The sequence below is a fragment of the Ignavibacteriales bacterium genome, assembly GCA_016700155.1.
Taxonomy (GTDB): domain Bacteria; phylum Bacteroidota; class Ignavibacteria; order Ignavibacteriales; family Ignavibacteriaceae.
In genome coordinates, this window is sequence record CP065001.1 from 1,896,097 (window position 1) to 1,910,575 (window position 14,479).

At 36.0% G+C, this 14,479-nt stretch carries 16 protein-coding genes; 13 read left to right on the plus strand and 3 right to left on the minus strand.

Annotation, left to right across the window (positions count from 1 at the left end; all coding sequences use genetic code 11):
• Positions 1 to 8: 8 nt before the first annotated feature.
• The 5 genes from IPM56_07825 to IPM56_07845 all read left to right on the plus strand — a co-directional run bounded on the left by IPM56_07825 (position 9) and on the right by IPM56_07845 (position 4,374).
• Positions 9 to 2,009: a 4Fe-4S dicluster domain-containing protein gene (locus tag IPM56_07825; protein ID QQS37840.1), complete on the plus strand. Its 2,001-nt coding sequence runs from the start codon at positions 9 to 11 to the stop codon at positions 2,007 to 2,009.
• Positions 2,010 to 2,135: 126 nt separating this feature from the next.
• The gene (locus tag IPM56_07830) at positions 2,136 to 2,330 is read left to right on the plus strand and encodes a histone H1 (protein ID QQS37841.1); all 195 of its coding nucleotides are present in this window, start codon (positions 2,136 to 2,138) and stop codon (positions 2,328 to 2,330) included.
• A gap of 61 nt (positions 2,331 to 2,391) precedes the next feature.
• Complete coding sequence (locus tag IPM56_07835) at positions 2,392 to 3,585, plus strand: CapA family protein (GenBank protein ID QQS37842.1); 1,194 nt, start codon at positions 2,392 to 2,394, stop codon at positions 3,583 to 3,585.
• Positions 3,575 to 3,766 (plus strand): hypothetical protein, encoded by a 192-nt coding sequence (locus IPM56_07840; GenBank protein QQS37843.1) that lies wholly within the window; start codon positions 3,575 to 3,577, stop codon positions 3,764 to 3,766. Before IPM56_07835 ends, IPM56_07840 begins: the two co-directional genes overlap by 11 nt.
• Before the next feature lie 2 nt (positions 3,767 to 3,768).
• Positions 3,769 to 4,374: a DUF3267 domain-containing protein gene (locus tag IPM56_07845; GenBank protein QQS37844.1), complete on the plus strand. Its 606-nt coding sequence runs from the start codon at positions 3,769 to 3,771 to the stop codon at positions 4,372 to 4,374.
• On the opposite strand, the gene IPM56_07850 is transcribed toward IPM56_07845, so the two are convergent.
• Complete coding sequence (locus IPM56_07850) at positions 4,368 to 4,769, minus strand: hypothetical protein (GenBank protein QQS37845.1); 402 nt, start codon at positions 4,767 to 4,769, stop codon at positions 4,368 to 4,370. The two genes, IPM56_07845 and IPM56_07850, sit on opposite strands and share 7 nt — an antisense overlap.
• Positions 4,770 to 4,939: 170 nt before the next feature.
• On the opposite strand from IPM56_07850, the gene IPM56_07855 reads away from it, so the two are divergent.
• From IPM56_07855 to IPM56_07880, 6 genes are read left to right on the plus strand one after another with little or no spacing between them, the layout of a single operon-like run.
• The gene (locus IPM56_07855) at positions 4,940 to 5,968 is read left to right on the plus strand and encodes an NAD-dependent isocitrate dehydrogenase (protein QQS37846.1); all 1,029 of its coding nucleotides are present in this window, start codon (positions 4,940 to 4,942) and stop codon (positions 5,966 to 5,968) included.
• The gene (locus IPM56_07860; GenBank protein ID QQS37847.1) at positions 5,961 to 7,163 is read left to right on the plus strand and encodes an MFS transporter; all 1,203 of its coding nucleotides are present in this window, start codon (positions 5,961 to 5,963) and stop codon (positions 7,161 to 7,163) included. Before IPM56_07855 ends, IPM56_07860 begins: the two co-directional genes overlap by 8 nt.
• Complete coding sequence (gene dusB / locus IPM56_07865; protein QQS37848.1) at positions 7,163 to 8,173, plus strand: tRNA dihydrouridine synthase DusB; 1,011 nt, start codon at positions 7,163 to 7,165, stop codon at positions 8,171 to 8,173. The genes IPM56_07860 and dusB overlap by 1 nt, the downstream gene beginning before the upstream one ends.
• A 25-nt stretch (positions 8,174 to 8,198) precedes the next feature.
• Entirely contained in the window at positions 8,199 to 8,783 is a 585-nt protein-coding gene (locus IPM56_07870; GenBank protein QQS37849.1) for a hypothetical protein, read from the plus strand.
• Positions 8,784 to 8,793: 10 nt separating this feature from the next.
• The gene (locus tag IPM56_07875; GenBank protein ID QQS37850.1) at positions 8,794 to 9,555 is read left to right on the plus strand and encodes an enoyl-CoA hydratase/isomerase family protein; all 762 of its coding nucleotides are present in this window, start codon (positions 8,794 to 8,796) and stop codon (positions 9,553 to 9,555) included.
• Positions 9,552 to 10,082 (plus strand): adenine phosphoribosyltransferase, encoded by a 531-nt coding sequence (locus IPM56_07880; GenBank protein ID QQS37851.1) that lies wholly within the window; start codon positions 9,552 to 9,554, stop codon positions 10,080 to 10,082. Before IPM56_07875 ends, IPM56_07880 begins: the two co-directional genes overlap by 4 nt.
• Here IPM56_07880 and rsmI read toward each other — a convergent pair.
• Together rsmI and IPM56_07890 are read right to left on the minus strand one after the other, a co-directional pair.
• On the minus strand, positions 10,079 to 10,771 hold the full coding sequence (rsmI, locus tag IPM56_07885; protein QQS37852.1) for a 16S rRNA (cytidine(1402)-2'-O)-methyltransferase: 693 nt from the start codon (positions 10,769 to 10,771) through the stop codon (positions 10,079 to 10,081). The two genes, IPM56_07880 and rsmI, sit on opposite strands and share 4 nt — an antisense overlap.
• 54 nt (positions 10,772 to 10,825) lie before the next feature.
• Positions 10,826 to 12,187 carry an L-lysine 6-transaminase gene (locus IPM56_07890; protein ID QQS38255.1) on the minus strand — a complete coding sequence of 454 codons (1,362 nt, stop codon included), beginning with the start codon at positions 12,185 to 12,187 and terminating at the stop codon, positions 10,826 to 10,828.
• Positions 12,188 to 12,472: 285 nt separating this feature from the next.
• Here IPM56_07890 and IPM56_07895 point away from each other — a divergent pair, with 285 nt between their 5' ends.
• Complete coding sequence (locus IPM56_07895) at positions 12,473 to 12,883, plus strand: Rrf2 family transcriptional regulator (GenBank protein QQS37853.1); 411 nt, start codon at positions 12,473 to 12,475, stop codon at positions 12,881 to 12,883.
• Between the two features lie 16 nt (positions 12,884 to 12,899).
• Positions 12,900 to 14,432 (plus strand): aldehyde dehydrogenase family protein, encoded by a 1,533-nt coding sequence (locus tag IPM56_07900; protein ID QQS37854.1) that lies wholly within the window; start codon positions 12,900 to 12,902, stop codon positions 14,430 to 14,432.
• The last annotated feature ends 47 nt before the right edge of the window (positions 14,433 to 14,479 follow it).

Sequence of the window (14,479 nt, forward strand, 5' to 3'; positions counted from 1 at the left end):
CGGGATTTATGGGTCTGAAGAACGGCATTTTTATTATCATTTTTATTTCTGCATCAGTATTCTTTATAAAGAATAGTTTAAACCTCATAAAATATCTAAAGGTTGGTAAAAAGCAGGATAACCGGTTTGATAATATTCCGGCACGACTTAAAAAAGTCTGGACTATTGCTTTTGCACAGTCAAAACTTCTGAGAGATCCTGTTGCAGGTACTCTGCATCTATTAATCTTCTGGGGTTTCGTACTTTTTTTATTCGCAGTTATTGAAGCAATTATTCAGGGTTTTTACTCATCTTTCAGTTTATCCTTTTTAGGGCCTTTTTATTCAGTGATAACTATTATCCAGGATTTCTTTGGTGTACTTGTAATTATTGCCGTGTTAGCCTCTCTCTATAGACGCTTCATAAAAAAAGTACCAAGGTTGATGGTTGACAAATCAGGACAGATTGATGCGGCTTTTATCCTTCTGATGATAATGTTTGTCTGCATTACGATGTTTGGACAGAATATTTCACTCGTCGCCAATAACAATTTTGTACTTCATGACTTTGAAATAAGACCCATATCAGCATTGCTAAGCCCTGTATTTTTCTCTGGGGCAAACAGCTCATCTAATATTTGGTATGAGATATTTTGGTGGGCTCATATTCTGATCGTGTTTGGATTTTTAAATTTTCTACCTTTTTCAAAACACCTGCATGTACTCACATCAATTCCGAACACTTTTTTCTCAAATAAAGATGAAATACGCAATACACTAAAACCTCTGAACCTTGAGGATGAGAATGTAGAAGTTTACGGAGCCTCAGATATTGAACATTTTTCATGGAAACAATTATTAGATGGGTACTCATGCACTGAATGTGGAAGATGTACTGCTTCTTGTCCTGCGGCAACGGTAGGCAAATCCTTATCGCCGAGAAAAATCATTGTTGATATACGTCACAGAACAATGGACAAAGCACCATTAATCGTCAACAATATTACTGAGAGTGAAGTGTTTGAAAAGCCACTTGTACACAATTATATCAGTGACACCGAACTTTGGCAGTGCACTACTTGTATGGCTTGTGTTCAGGAGTGCCCGGTAATGATTGAGCATGTTGATTCAATTGTTGATATGAGAAGAAATCTGGTGTTAACCGAATCGGAATTTCCGGCAAATCTGAATTCAGTTTTTAAAAGTATTGAAACAAATTATACTCCATGGGCTTTTAATCAGAGTGATCGTGCTAATTGGTCGGAAGGAATGAATATTAAAACTCTGGCAGATGATTCAGGCGGCGAAGTATTATTCTGGGTCGGTTGCGCTGGATCATTTGATGCACGTTACAAAAAAGTGACTGTTGCATTCGCTAGTCTTATGCAGAAAGCAGGTATAGATTTTAGAATACTCGGCAATGAAGAAAAATGCAATGGCGATACTGCAAGACGTCTTGGTAATGAATATCTTGCCCAGACAATGATGCAGGAAAATATCACAACACTGAACGGATATGGAGTAAAAAATATAGTGACTGCATGTCCACACTGTTTTCATTCTCTGAAAAACGAATACAAGCAATTTGGCGGTGATTTCAATGTAACTCATCACTCCGAATTTATAACATCACTGATCAGTGAAGGTAAATTAGAACTGAAAACAGAAAATGAAAAACAGAAAATAACTTATCACGATTCATGCTATTTAGGAAGATATAATAACGTTTATGAGCAGCCGCGAAAAGCTTTATCATCAATAAAGCACAATGATGTGGTTGAGATGAACCGGAATAAAAGCAAAGGCTTTTGCTGTGGTGCCGGCGGCGGTAGAATGTTTCTTGAGGATGAAGATGGCGGAAGAATCAATATTGAAAGAACACAGGAAGCTTTATCGACAAATGCCGATACAATAGCTTCTGCATGCCCGTTCTGTATGACTATGTTGACTGACGGGGTTAAACATTTTGAAAAAAATGAGGAGGTTAGTGTAAAAGATATTGCGGAGATAGTCCTTGAAAATTGCAAATAAATTTAAAATTCATTTGATTTTTAGAGATTTTTAGCGCTATTTTCTGTCAGTATTATTAAAACCAAATCCGAAAGTTCCATTTTTAGTATTATTAAACAATTTCATTAATCAAATTAGGAGGCTTAAATGACCAGATTAGAAGACTTAATGCAGGCAGTTAGAAATCTTGAAGGGGATTTTGAGAAGTTTTACATAAAAGGACAAGCTGCGGCTGGTACAAGGTTACGTAAAGGATTGAGTGAATTAAGAAAACTTGCACAGGATGTTAGAAAAGAAGTCCAGGATTTAAAAGCTCAGAGAAAAGCTGAAAAAACCAAATAATTAAAATCTTAATTATTTTATAAGGAGGGCTGGGTTATTTATTAATCCAGCCATTTTTTTTATGAGCCGTTACCTAATAATTCTCTCAATAGCATTTTTCTTTGCTCAACAGGGTGAAGTAAAAGTTAATCTTTCTTCTGCTAATGAAGTCAATCGATATCAAGAGGATGACAGTACAAGATCTGTTAGTCTTTCATTTGTAGGTGATTTGATGTGTCACTCGGTTCAATATAATTATGCCAGAGTAAATAAAGACAGTTTTGATTTCAGTCCTTCTTACAGATATATAAAACAGTATCTCTCCCAAAGTGATGTGACAATAGGCAATTTAGAAACAGTCACTGCCGGAAAAAAAGCTGGCTACTCGGGTTATCCTTTTTTTAATTCCCCTGATGAATACATCTCAGCCTTAAAGGATGCAGGATTTGATTATTTAGTTACTGCAAACAATCACTCATTGGATAAAGGTGAAGCCGGTATCTTAAAAACTATTGAAAATATAAATCGAAATGGATTAGATTATAACGGTACTTTCATATCAGAGCAGGATAGAGATTCATCCCGCATTATAAGCCGGAATGGAATTAATCTTGGTTACCTTTCTTATACTTATGGAACAAATGGAGTCAAAATTCCCAAAGGGAAAAAATATCTTATCAATCTTATCGATACGATTTTGATAAAGGAAGATATAGAGAAATTAAAATCAGAAAATGTTGATGCTGTAATTGTTCATTTTCATTTTGGTGAAGAATACAAAAGAGAACCAAATAAGTTTCAAAAAGATATTGTTGCAAAAACAATTGAATACGGTGCTGATTTTATTATTGGCGGACATCCGCACGTGCTTCAACCGGTGGATTTTGTTAAAAGTAATTCGTCAGGTATTGATACAGTATTCGTTGCCTATTCATTGGGTAATTTTATTTCCAATCAACGTTGGCGTTACTCTGACGCAGGTGCGATTCTAAATCTTGAATTGTCAAAAAATGAAAATGGGAATATCAGGATTGAGAAAATTAATTATCTCCCGACCTGGGTATTCAAAGGAAACACGGGATCAAAGAATGAGTATATCATACTTCCATCTGAAAGTTACAATGATACTTCATTGACATTCCTTAAAAATTCTGATCGTAAATTAATGGAAGAAGCATTTTTTGATTCGCAGGAGATACTTACAAAATATTCACATATTGATTTAAAGCATATAAATTCAAAAACAAATTTAATGGGCAAAAACAATGGCTATTAAAAGGTTTATCCTTCGTTTCATACAGGTATTCGCATTAACGTTTTTTGTGAATGCAGTTATAGTTTATGTTTACTCGATTATTGTGCACGGAGAAGGAAGTTTTGCTTTCGATACGACAATTCTATTCTCCCTTACATTCGGATTAGTATTTGCAATTATGGAATTGCTAAACCGAAAATAGAAATGCTGACAGAACCCAGTCCTAATCAAAATAAAAAAGATCTGTCAGTTTCAATGCTGGCGGCAAATTTGTACAGCATCCCGATTGTTCTTCTTGTTTCTGCATTCACTGTAACTCCATTTTTACTTATCTGGGGGATGAAACCATTCAGAACCGGTTTTAATGAGTTTTCAAATCTGTTTGTTTTTATTCCCGCTGTATTGATTGGTGTTGTGCTTCATGAGATCATTCATGCAGTTTCGTGGAAATATCTTGGAAGAAAATCATGGGACACCATTAAAATAGGCTTCCAGTGGGAGACAATTACTCCTTATGCACATTGTTCAGAACCAGTAAATGTGAAGGTCTATCGTGCAGGAACAATTGCACCAGTAATCATTCTGGGATTCATTCCAGTTTTAATTGCTACTATTTCCGGGAATGGATGGTTAATGACATTCGGATTTCTTTTTACAGTTGCTGCAGGCGGTGACTTTTTAATTTTATGGTTAATAAGAAAGGTAAATAGTGATTACTTAATTGAAGATCATCCCGAACGAGCGGGATGTTATGTGCTGGAAAAAATATCTGGTGATAATTCTGAAATTATAGATAAAATAAATCAATAATAGTTTTTGATAATACTTCTTATGCTCTCCTCTGAGCTAATAAATTTTGGTAAAGCACAATTACGTATTCTGCACCAGTCAAAAATGGTATCAATTTGTTTTTGTGTCGGTACTGCGTCTTCAGGAAGCCAGCGCCATTTGTAGCCTGGGAATTTTTTATGATCAACATCCCAGGTTAACAATTTTATCCATCCCTGTTTCTTTAAGAATTTCATCGGATCAAAATGTAATCCCTTCTTTTGAACTTCTTTAATATTAATGTGGTAGTAATATTCTGAAAGTTTTTTCGAAAGTTCTAAATGTTCTGCCACTTTGCAGGGGATAAGTTTCCCATCGGGAGATAGCCAACCGTTATTTGTGTTTAATGTGTGATCAGGAATAGAAGAACTAACCATGGACTCCTTTTAAATGTTGAATAATGACACCAATATATATACACTGAGCTGTTACATTAACAGGAGTTTTAATTCATCAAAGCCCTCCTTTGAAATAATTCCATTAAAACTTTTATTCTTATATTTAATATATAAAATTCTGATTTATAATTGAACAGGAGATTAGTTCATTGAGTCATCAACTAACATTAATTCCGGGCGATGGTATCGGACCTGAGATTACAAAAGCAACAACAAAGGTAATAGAACACTCAGGAGTAAAAATAGATTGGGAAGTGATGGAAGCAGGTATGAGTGCATTGGAAAAATACCGCGACCCCTTACCAGCAGAAGTAATAGAATCAATAAGCAGAAACAAAGTTGCACTAAAAGGACCCTTAACGACACCAGTCGGTAAAGGATTCAGAAGTGTTAATGTTGCTTTGAGAAAAGAGTTTGAACTTTATGTTAATCAGCGTCCTGCAAAAACTTATAAAGGAATCAAAACTTTATACTTCGATCACATCGATTTAATGATTTTCAGAGAGAACCTTGAAGAATTTTATTCCGGTATTGAGCATTATATAGACAGTAGCCGTTCGGCAGCGGAGACAATTGGTATTATTACTCGTCGTGGTTCTGAAAGGATTTTACGATATGCCTTTAACTACGCAAAGCAGCATGGCAGAAAGAAAATTACAGTCGTTCATAAAGCAAATATTTTAAAATATACTGGAGGACTATTCCTTGATGTAGCCGAACAGATGGCACCTGAATATCCTGAAGTAATTTTCGACACAAAAATTGTTGACAATATGGCTATGCAAATGGTGATGAATCCATATCAATTTGATGTAATCGTTACAACTAATTTATTTGGTGATATTCTATCCGACCTCGCCTCAGGACTTGTAGGCGGACTGGGATTGGCACCCGGCGCAAACATAGGTGATGGCATTGCACTATTCGAAGCGGTGCACGGTTCGGCACCTGATATTGCAGGTCAAAATATTGCAAACCCCGCCGCACTAATGCTGGCAAGTGTAATGATGCTTGAATATATCGGTGAAATAAAACCCGCAAAGAGGATTGAAAAAGCAATCGCTTCGGTTATTGAAAAAGGAATGGAAGTAACAAAAGATATTAATCCTAAAAATTTTGTTGGAACTGATAAATTTGCTGATGCGGTGATTTCGGAACTGGATAAGTTAAGTGAATAAAAAAACACCTCTTGTTCTTATCTTCTTAACAGTTTTTATTGACCTGCTTGGATTCGGAATTTTAATTCCAATCTTACCGACCTTCGCGACAAAAGAATTAAAAGTTGATGAAACGGCAATAGGAATAGTCATCGCGATTTATTCGCTGACCCAGTTTTTCTTTAATCCTGTTTTCGGAAAACTTTCCGATAAATACGGAAGGCGACCAATCATTGTAATTTCATTATTACTTAACGCAGTTGGTTATATAGTCTTTTCATTTACTCATACTTATCTGATGTTAATAATATCGCGTATCATAGCCGGGGTTGGAGGAAGCAGTATAGGTGTTGCCCAGGCATATATTGCAGATGTTACAACCAGAGAAGAACGATCAAAAGGAATGGGCTTGATTGGAGCTGCGTTTGGATTGGGCTTCGTTTTTGGACCGCTCATTGGCGGAATGCTTTCAGAATATGGATATTCCGTTACTGGTTTTGTTTCTGCCGGATTTTCTTTCCTGGCATTTTTGCTTACACTCTTTTATTTACCTGAATCAAATCTGAACAGAAATAATGTAGCACCGTCTAAAAGAACATTATTCAATGTCGAAGCTGCAAAAAAAATATTTTCAAAACCGGATTTATCAATCATCATTATTTTGTTTTTTATTCTGACTTTTTCTGTAGCAAACATTTATGGTACATTCGCATTATTAGGATTCAAAGTATACCATTTTACAGATTTACAAAACGGATATATGTACGGAATAGTCGGATTATCGTCAGCAATTGTACAGGGAGGTTTGCTAAATTTTGTTTCGAAATATATTAATCAGAAAAGAATGATTACTATTGGTTCATTTTTAATGATGGCGGGACTTGCACTTCTTCCTTATGGCGGGTCGTTAGCCGGGCTTGCTGTTGTTGTGGTAATACTTTCTCTTGGAACAGGTTCATTACAACCGACATTACTAAGTTTGATATCTGAAGTAACCTCTGAGAGTGAACAGGGAATTACCCTTGGATTGAATCAGTCATTCTCTGCTCTTGCCCGTGTTCTTGGTCCCCTATGGGGCGGCTTCGCATTTGAATTTATTGGATATCCTTTTCCGTTTTTAACAGGTGCAGCTTTTACCTTTTTAATTTTTCTGATTAGTATATTTTATTTACCGAAAATACTTCGATCAAATGATAATCAAAATAATGAGACTTGATGTTTAAAGTTGGAAATATAGAATTAAAGGATGCACTGCTTTTAGCCCCAATGGAAGATGTTACAGATGTTTCCTTCAGACTAATTTGTAAACGACTCGGTGCCGATGTTGTCTACACTGAATTTGTAAATTCAGAAGGTCTCGTTCGAGAATCTGAAAAGACACACAAGAAACTTGAAATAGTAGAAGAGGAAAGTCCAGTTGGAATTCAGATATACGGTTCATCGATTTCCTCAATGGTTGGAGCTGCAAAAATTGCTGAAGAAAAAAATCCGGATATAATTGATATCAACGCCGGATGCTGGGTTAAAAATGTTGTGGGATGTGGAGCGGGTGCTGGTTTACTAAAAGATCCGGAGTATCTCCAGCGTTTAGTCAAAGAAGTTGTGAACTCTGTTTCTAAACCGGTTACAGTTAAAACGAGAATTGGATGGGATGCGAATACTATTCAGGTTATTGACATTGCCAAGCGATTGGAAGATGTTGGTGTAAAAGCATTAACAATTCATTGCAGAACAAGAGCACAAGGACATAATGGTGATGCTGATTGGAGTTGGATTCCAAAAATCAAACAGGTTGTAAACATACCTGTCGCGCTAAATGGCGGAGTGCTGTCCGCCGAGGATGTAAAAAAAGCTTTTAATGAAACCGGCGCTGATGCAGTGATGATTGCTCGTGGTGCAATCGGTAATCCCTGGATTTTTGCCGAAGCTAAATCGACAATTCAACATGGAAAAAGTGATCTTGTTATCGATCATAATAAAAAGATTGAAACTGCTATTGAACATTTAAAATTAGCCATAAATATAAAAGGCGAGCGAAGAGCAGTGCTGGAGCACAGAAAGTTTTATACCGGGTATCTTAAGAGTTTATACAATGCATCCAAAGTACGTATGCAATTGATGTCAGTTAATGAATTTAATCCGGTTGTTGATATTTTAAATTTATACAAAAATGAACTGGACCAACATTATTCAAATGAGCCGATTAAGCTTAGTCTGACTCAATGATATTCAACCTATCCAAAATCCAGAATTGAAAAAAACCTCCAGAATTATTTCAACAATTTTTGTCCCTCCGTCATTTACAATATTATGGTTTACATGGTATGGTTTGTTCAATGAAATGAATCCGGAAAAACAATCCGCCACGATTGTGGTCGCAATTATTTTCGGGTTTATACTGCACATCCTTTCTTTTATTTACTTCAGAAAAAAAGGAATGATTGCCGACATCGATGCAAGTGTAAAAGAAGAAAGAACGCAGCCCTATCTTGTTTCTATCCTTTTTTATTTAGCGGGATTTTTAGTGCTGAGTTATTATGACGTGGATATTATTTCCCGTGCATTCTGGTTTTGTTATATTACAAATACAATTTTAATAACCATAATTAATAAACACTGGAAGATAAGTGCGCACGCAATGGGCTCTGCCGGACCTTTGGCTGCCCTATTTTTTGTAATAGGCTTTAATGCGCTATACTTTATTCCTGTAATTATTTTTATTGGATATTCAAGAATATTGCTCAAGTGTCACAACTTTCCGCAGGTTGCTGCAGGTGTGTTGACTGGTTTTATTTCAACATATATACAGATGTGGATTTTTATTTTACTATCCTGAAAGGTCTTAAATGATAAAGTTTGCACAGCAGGGCAGTGTCGGGATAGTTTCTCTTAATCGCCCGGAGAAACGCAACGCTCTGCATCCCACAATGGTTAAACAATTAATGACAAGATTGTCTGAGCTTGAGAACGAAGTTTCTGTAAAAGTTGTTGTGATCACCGGTGAAGGATCAAGTTTCTGTGCAGGGGCAGACCTTGAATATCTTGGTAATCTCAGAAAATATTCTTTGATAGAAAATGAAAATGACTCTTCGCTACTTGCTGATTTTTTTCAACAGATTTATTTTTTCCCAAAACCCACGATTGCTTGTGTAAATGGTCCTGCAATCGCTGGCGGATGCGGATTGGCAACAGTCTGCGATTTTATTTTTGCTCATCCAGTTAATTCAAAATTTGGTTTCAGTGAAGTTAAGATTGGATTCATCCCGGCAATAGTTTCGATATTTCTCATTAAAAAAATTGGAGAGGGTAAAGCTACTGAAATGCTTTTAAGCGGAGATGTATATGATGGGACAAAAGCTTTTAATATCGGATTAGTCAGTTATCTATCTGAAGAAACTTTAAATGATTCAATAGAATTTGGTTTGAAATTATCCGCTAATTCATCACAAAGTATGTATGAGACTAAAAAGATGATTAAGTCAATCTCGAATATGAATGTTAGGGAGGCTGTTGACTATTGTAAGAGATTAAATGTTATCAGCCGGAACACAAATGAATTTAAAAAAGGAATCGAAAAATATTTTGAAAAAAATCAGAGGGAGAAATGAAGGAAGAATTAAAAAAATATATCCGAAGTATAAAGGATTTCCCCAAACAGGGAATAATGTTCAGGGATATCACAACATTACTCAAAGATCCGGCTGCATTGAAACTTACTACCGGTTTACTGTTCGAGATGACAAAAAATCTTGGTATAACTAAAGTAGCGGCTATTGAATCAAGGGGATTTATTTTTGGTGCACTGCTGGCAGAGAAATTAAATGCGGGTTTTGTACCGCTGAGAAAACCAGGAAAACTTCCTTCCCAAAAAATTAGTGAATCATATCAATTGGAATATGGTAACGATTCTATTGAAATGCATGTTGACGCAATTAATGAAAATGATAAAGTTCTCATTCATGATGATTTGTTAGCTACTGGTGGAACTGCCGCGGCAGCCTGCAGCTTAGTTGAAAAAGCTGGTGGTAAAATTATGCAGGTGTCGTTTGTTATTGAGCTTTCATTTCTGAACGGAAGGAAAAAACTGGGAAAGTATGATGTTGTCTCTTTGATCGATTATGCAGATGAGAATTAATTCTCTGATTTCCAATTTAAGGGTGATATAACAACTACAAATTCACCCTTAATCACTTTAGTATTCAGAGTGTTCAAAATTTCTTTGGGATTACCGCGCCAGGTTTCCTCAAACTTTTTTGTAAGTTCACGGCAAACAACTATAAATCTTTCCGGCATATACTCATTTAGTTCATTTAACAATTTTTCAATTCTATAGGTAGATTCATACAGCACGATAGTTCTATCTTCTTCTGCCAGTTTGGACAATAATTTTTGTCTGCCTTTTTTCTGTGGAAGGAAGCCTTCAAATATAAATGAATCTGTTGGCAAGCCGCTGATACTCAATGCTGATATCAATGCTGAAGGTCCTGGAACGGATACTACTTTTACTCCAATTCTAATGAGTGCTGAAATAAGTCTTACTCCCGGATCTGAAATTCCTGGTGTTCCCGCGTCGGATACTAACGCTACAGATGTAACAGTGGTAATCCTTTCAATGAGTTTTGGAATTTTATGTTGTTCGTTAAATGCATTTAGTGAGATAAGTTCTTTTGCAATCCCGAAATGGTTTAGCAGATTCCTTGTAACACGAGTGTCTTCACAGATAATAAAGTCAGACGATTTAAGAGTCTCAATAGCTCTCAATGTTATATCGCCAAGATTACCAATAGGTGTACTGACTATAAAAAGTGTTGATTCCAAATTCATTTAAAATGATTACGGCTCCTTTATGGAGCCGAATCATGCAAGTAGTTTAACAAATTAATTTTTAGTTCGATAAAAAATTAAAACTTTTCTAACCAAATTCAAACCTTCGTCCAACTCATCAGTCGTAATATTTAATGGTGGTCTGAATCTGATAGATTTTTCTCCACATCCCAAAATAATCAGATTGTTCTTGATGCACTCATTCCTAAACTCATCTCTTACCTTTGAAGTTGGCAAATCAAAAGAACACATCAAACCAAGTCCTCGGACATTGGTGATTAATTCAGGGAATTCAGTCTGAAGTTTGAACAGTCCATTTAACAAATGCTCACCGCTTCTTGCTGCATTATCAATCAGGTTATCTTCCTCAATAATTCTGAGTATATGCTTTGAGCGAACCATATCTGTAAGATCTGAACCCCATGTGGAGTTTATTCTGCTTGATTTACGGAAACAGTGTCCCTTTACATCGTTGATTCTATCGGATACCAGTATTCCGCAAACCTGAGCTTTCTTACCAAAGGCAACAATGTCAGGTTTAACATAGTATTCGTGAGCCCAGAATTTACCGGTCAGACCAAAGCCACATTGTACCTCATCAAAGATCAGGAGTATTTCATTTTCATCTGAAATTTCTCTGAGTTTAACAAAGAACTCTTTTCTGAAAAAATTATCTCCGCCTTCACCCTGAATTGGTTCGATGATTATTGCGGCAACGTCATCGGGGTATTTGTCAATTGCTTTCTGGATTTCTTCAATCGCCTGATTTTCTATACTGATAATCTCCGGGAGATTTTCTTCAACGGGGAATTTAATCTTTGGATTAATAATCCTGGGCCAATCAAACTTAGGAAAGTATTTTATCTTGACCGGATCTGTATTGGTTAAAGAAAGGGTATAGCCGCTTCTTCCATGAAATGCCTGTCTGAAGTGAATGATCTTATGACCTTTTTCTTCAGTATGACCCTTAGCAAAATTTTTCTGTACTTTCCAATCGAATGCTACTTTTAGTGCATTCTCAACAGCAAGAGCACCACCGGATATAAAAAACAAGTACTTCATATAATCTGGTTTTGCCACTCTTGCAAAAGTCTCTACAAATTCAGCCATCGCAACAGTATATATATCAGAGTTTGACGGTTTATTAATTGTGCTTTCAAGAAGTTCCTTTTTTACAGAATCTGAATGCAGCTTTGGATGATTTAAACCCAAAGGAGACGAAGCAAAAAAAGTAAAAAAATCAAAATATGTTTTACCGGTTTTTTCATCAACAAGATGAACTCCCTTACTGTTTTTCATATCGAGTACAAAATCAAAACCATCAGCAAGCATATGCTTTCGAATTGTCTCATGTACGTTTTCTGGTTTTATGTGCGAAGGATTTTCCAAAACGTCTTCTCCGGATTTTGAGAACATGGTATTCATATCTATACCTCAAATATTTAATTAGAAAAAAAGATAAATAAGAAAAGAGAAGAGGATTGAACTTAAAAGACGTTTTCGAAGCGGGAGACAAAGTAGCTTCTTAGTGAAAAAGAATAGTTCTGGTGCGATATGTTGGTTTTATTTAAAATCATAAAATCTTACGTGCCAATTTACTTTATAATCGAAATTAATTCAACTGAATTAAACTCTTTTATTACTAAAAGGTTGATTCTTTAGTTTTAATATGTTACACTTACTATAACAATTAAAATATTTATGTCTGCATCAACTAAACTTTCAACAGCGGTTAAAGCAATATGTTTCCTTGCTGAATCAGCTCCTGAACCAAAAACAAGTTTTGAAATCTCGGATTACACAGGAATAAATGCTTCAAAACTTCGAAAAATCCTTTCTATGCTGGTTAAAAGCGAAATTGTTGAAAGCACTTATGGTTTAAAGGGAGGTTTTATTCTCAAAAAATCTCCGGATAAAATTCACCTTCAGGAAATTTATTGCGCCATTGAAGATAGAAAAGCATTTCATCTAAACGTTGCGGAAAACAATCCAAACCATTTTACGGATTTGCTTAACGGCTTTTTCCTAAATCTGTTCTCAGATATTCAAATTGATATTGAAAACAAAATGAAAACAATAAACATAAATCAGATTATCCAGTCACTCAAATAGTATTAGAAGGAGAAATATGGAGTTCTTAAAACAATTAGGTATTCAGGAGAAAAACTTTGGCTCCTGTACAGGTACAGAATGGGGAAAATCAACTGATCAGGGAGAATTAAAAATTTATTCCCCAGCTACTGGTGAGTTTATCGCATCTGTTTACCAGGCATCAGATAATGATTATGAAAATATTATAAAAAAGGCTCAGGAAGCATTTCTCGTCTGGAGAAAAATGCCCGCACCTAAAAGAGGTGAACTCGTCAGGCAAATTGGTTTGAAACTTCGGGAATATAAACCTTTACTCGGTCAATTAGTTTCCTTTGAAATGGGGAAATCACTTCAGGAAGGTTTAGGTGAAGTTCAAGAAATGATTGATATCTGTGATTTTGCAGTTGGTCAATCCAGACAATTATATGGCTTTACTATGCACTCAGAAAGACCAAATCACAGAATGTATGATCAATATCACCCGTTAGGAATTGTGGTTACAATTTCCGCTTTTAACTTCCCGGTTGCAGTCTGGTCCTGGAACGGAATGATAGCTGCTGTATGCGGCGACGTTAATGTTTGGAAGCCCTCATCTAAAGTTCCTCTTTCTGCAATTGCATGTCAGAATATTATCAAAGATGTATTGATTGAAAATAAAATTCCTGAAGGTGTGTTTTCTTTGGTGATTGGTAAAGGTTCCACCATTGGTGAAACAATGCTGAATGATAAAAGAGTTCCACTTATTTCGGTCACCGGGTCAACAAAAGTCGGGCGACATGCCGGTGAATTAATTGCCAGAAGATTTGGTAGAGCAATATTGGAACTTGGCGGAAATAATGGAATAATCATTACACCCGATGCCGATTTAAAAATGGCTATGCCTGCGATAGTGTTCGGAGCAGTTGGTACATGCGGACAAAGATGTACTTCAACAAGGAGGTTGATTATTCATGAATCTATCTTTGATAAAGTAAAAGAAATTTTACTCAGTGCATATAAAGGCCTGAGAATAGGGAATCCACTCGATGAAAAAAATCATGTAGGTCCGCTTATCGATAAAAACGCGGTAAAAGATTTTACAAATGCCTTGGACAGAGTAAAGAAAGAAGGCGGCAAAATTTTGTACGGCGGGGATGTACTTTCAGGTAAAGGATATGAATCAGGCTGTTATGTTGTACCGGCATTGGTTGAAGCAGAAAATCATTACGAGATAGTTCAGGAAGAAACATTTGCTCCAATCCTTTATCTAATCAAATACAAGAATAATGTTGATCATGCAATTGAACTTCACAATGGTGTTGTTCAGGGATTGTCATCTTCAATTTTTACGACGAATATGAGAGAAGCCGAAAAATTTCTTTCTGCATGGGGATCGGATTGCGGAATTGCAAATGTAAATATCGGCACGTCAGGTGCGGAAATTGGCGGTGCATTCGGCGGCGAAAAGGAAACAGGCGGCGGAAGAGAATCAGGTTCTGACGTATGGAAAGTTTATATGAGAAGACAAACTAATACAATTAATTATGGTACTGATCTTCCGTTAGCTCAGGGGATTAAATTCGAGATCTAGATATCTGAATTCACTTAGTAATGTAAAATGGATGAAGTAATTCATCC

What these genes read in the sequence shown, in the direction of transcription:
- IPM56_07825 (QQS37840.1), top strand. Translation starts at nt 9, where the DNA reads ATGGGTCTGAAGAACGGCATTTTTATTATCATTTTTATTTCTGCATCA.
- IPM56_07830 (QQS37841.1), top strand. Translation starts at nt 2,136, where the DNA reads ATGACCAGATTAGAAGACTTAATGCAGGCAGTTAGAAATCTTGAAGGG.
- IPM56_07835 (QQS37842.1), top strand. Translation starts at nt 2,392, where the DNA reads ATGAGCCGTTACCTAATAATTCTCTCAATAGCATTTTTCTTTGCTCAA.
- IPM56_07840 (QQS37843.1), top strand. Translation starts at nt 3,575, where the DNA reads ATGGCTATTAAAAGGTTTATCCTTCGTTTCATACAGGTATTCGCATTA.
- IPM56_07845 (QQS37844.1), top strand. Translation starts at nt 3,769, where the DNA reads ATGCTGACAGAACCCAGTCCTAATCAAAATAAAAAAGATCTGTCAGTT.
- IPM56_07850 (QQS37845.1), bottom strand. Translation starts at nt 4,769, where the DNA reads ATGGTTAGTTCTTCTATTCCTGATCACACATTAAACACAAATAACGGT.
- dusB (QQS37848.1), top strand. Translation starts at nt 7,163, where the DNA reads ATGTTTAAAGTTGGAAATATAGAATTAAAGGATGCACTGCTTTTAGCC.
- IPM56_07875 (QQS37850.1), top strand. Translation starts at nt 8,794, where the DNA reads ATGATAAAGTTTGCACAGCAGGGCAGTGTCGGGATAGTTTCTCTTAAT.
- IPM56_07880 (QQS37851.1), top strand. Translation starts at nt 9,552, where the DNA reads ATGAAGGAAGAATTAAAAAAATATATCCGAAGTATAAAGGATTTCCCC.
- rsmI (QQS37852.1), bottom strand. Translation starts at nt 10,771, where the DNA reads ATGAATTTGGAATCAACACTTTTTATAGTCAGTACACCTATTGGTAAT.
- IPM56_07890 (QQS38255.1), bottom strand. Translation starts at nt 12,187, where the DNA reads ATGTTCTCAAAATCCGGAGAAGACGTTTTGGAAAATCCTTCGCACATA.
- IPM56_07895 (QQS37853.1), top strand. Translation starts at nt 12,473, where the DNA reads ATGTCTGCATCAACTAAACTTTCAACAGCGGTTAAAGCAATATGTTTC.
- IPM56_07900 (QQS37854.1), top strand. Translation starts at nt 12,900, where the DNA reads ATGGAGTTCTTAAAACAATTAGGTATTCAGGAGAAAAACTTTGGCTCC.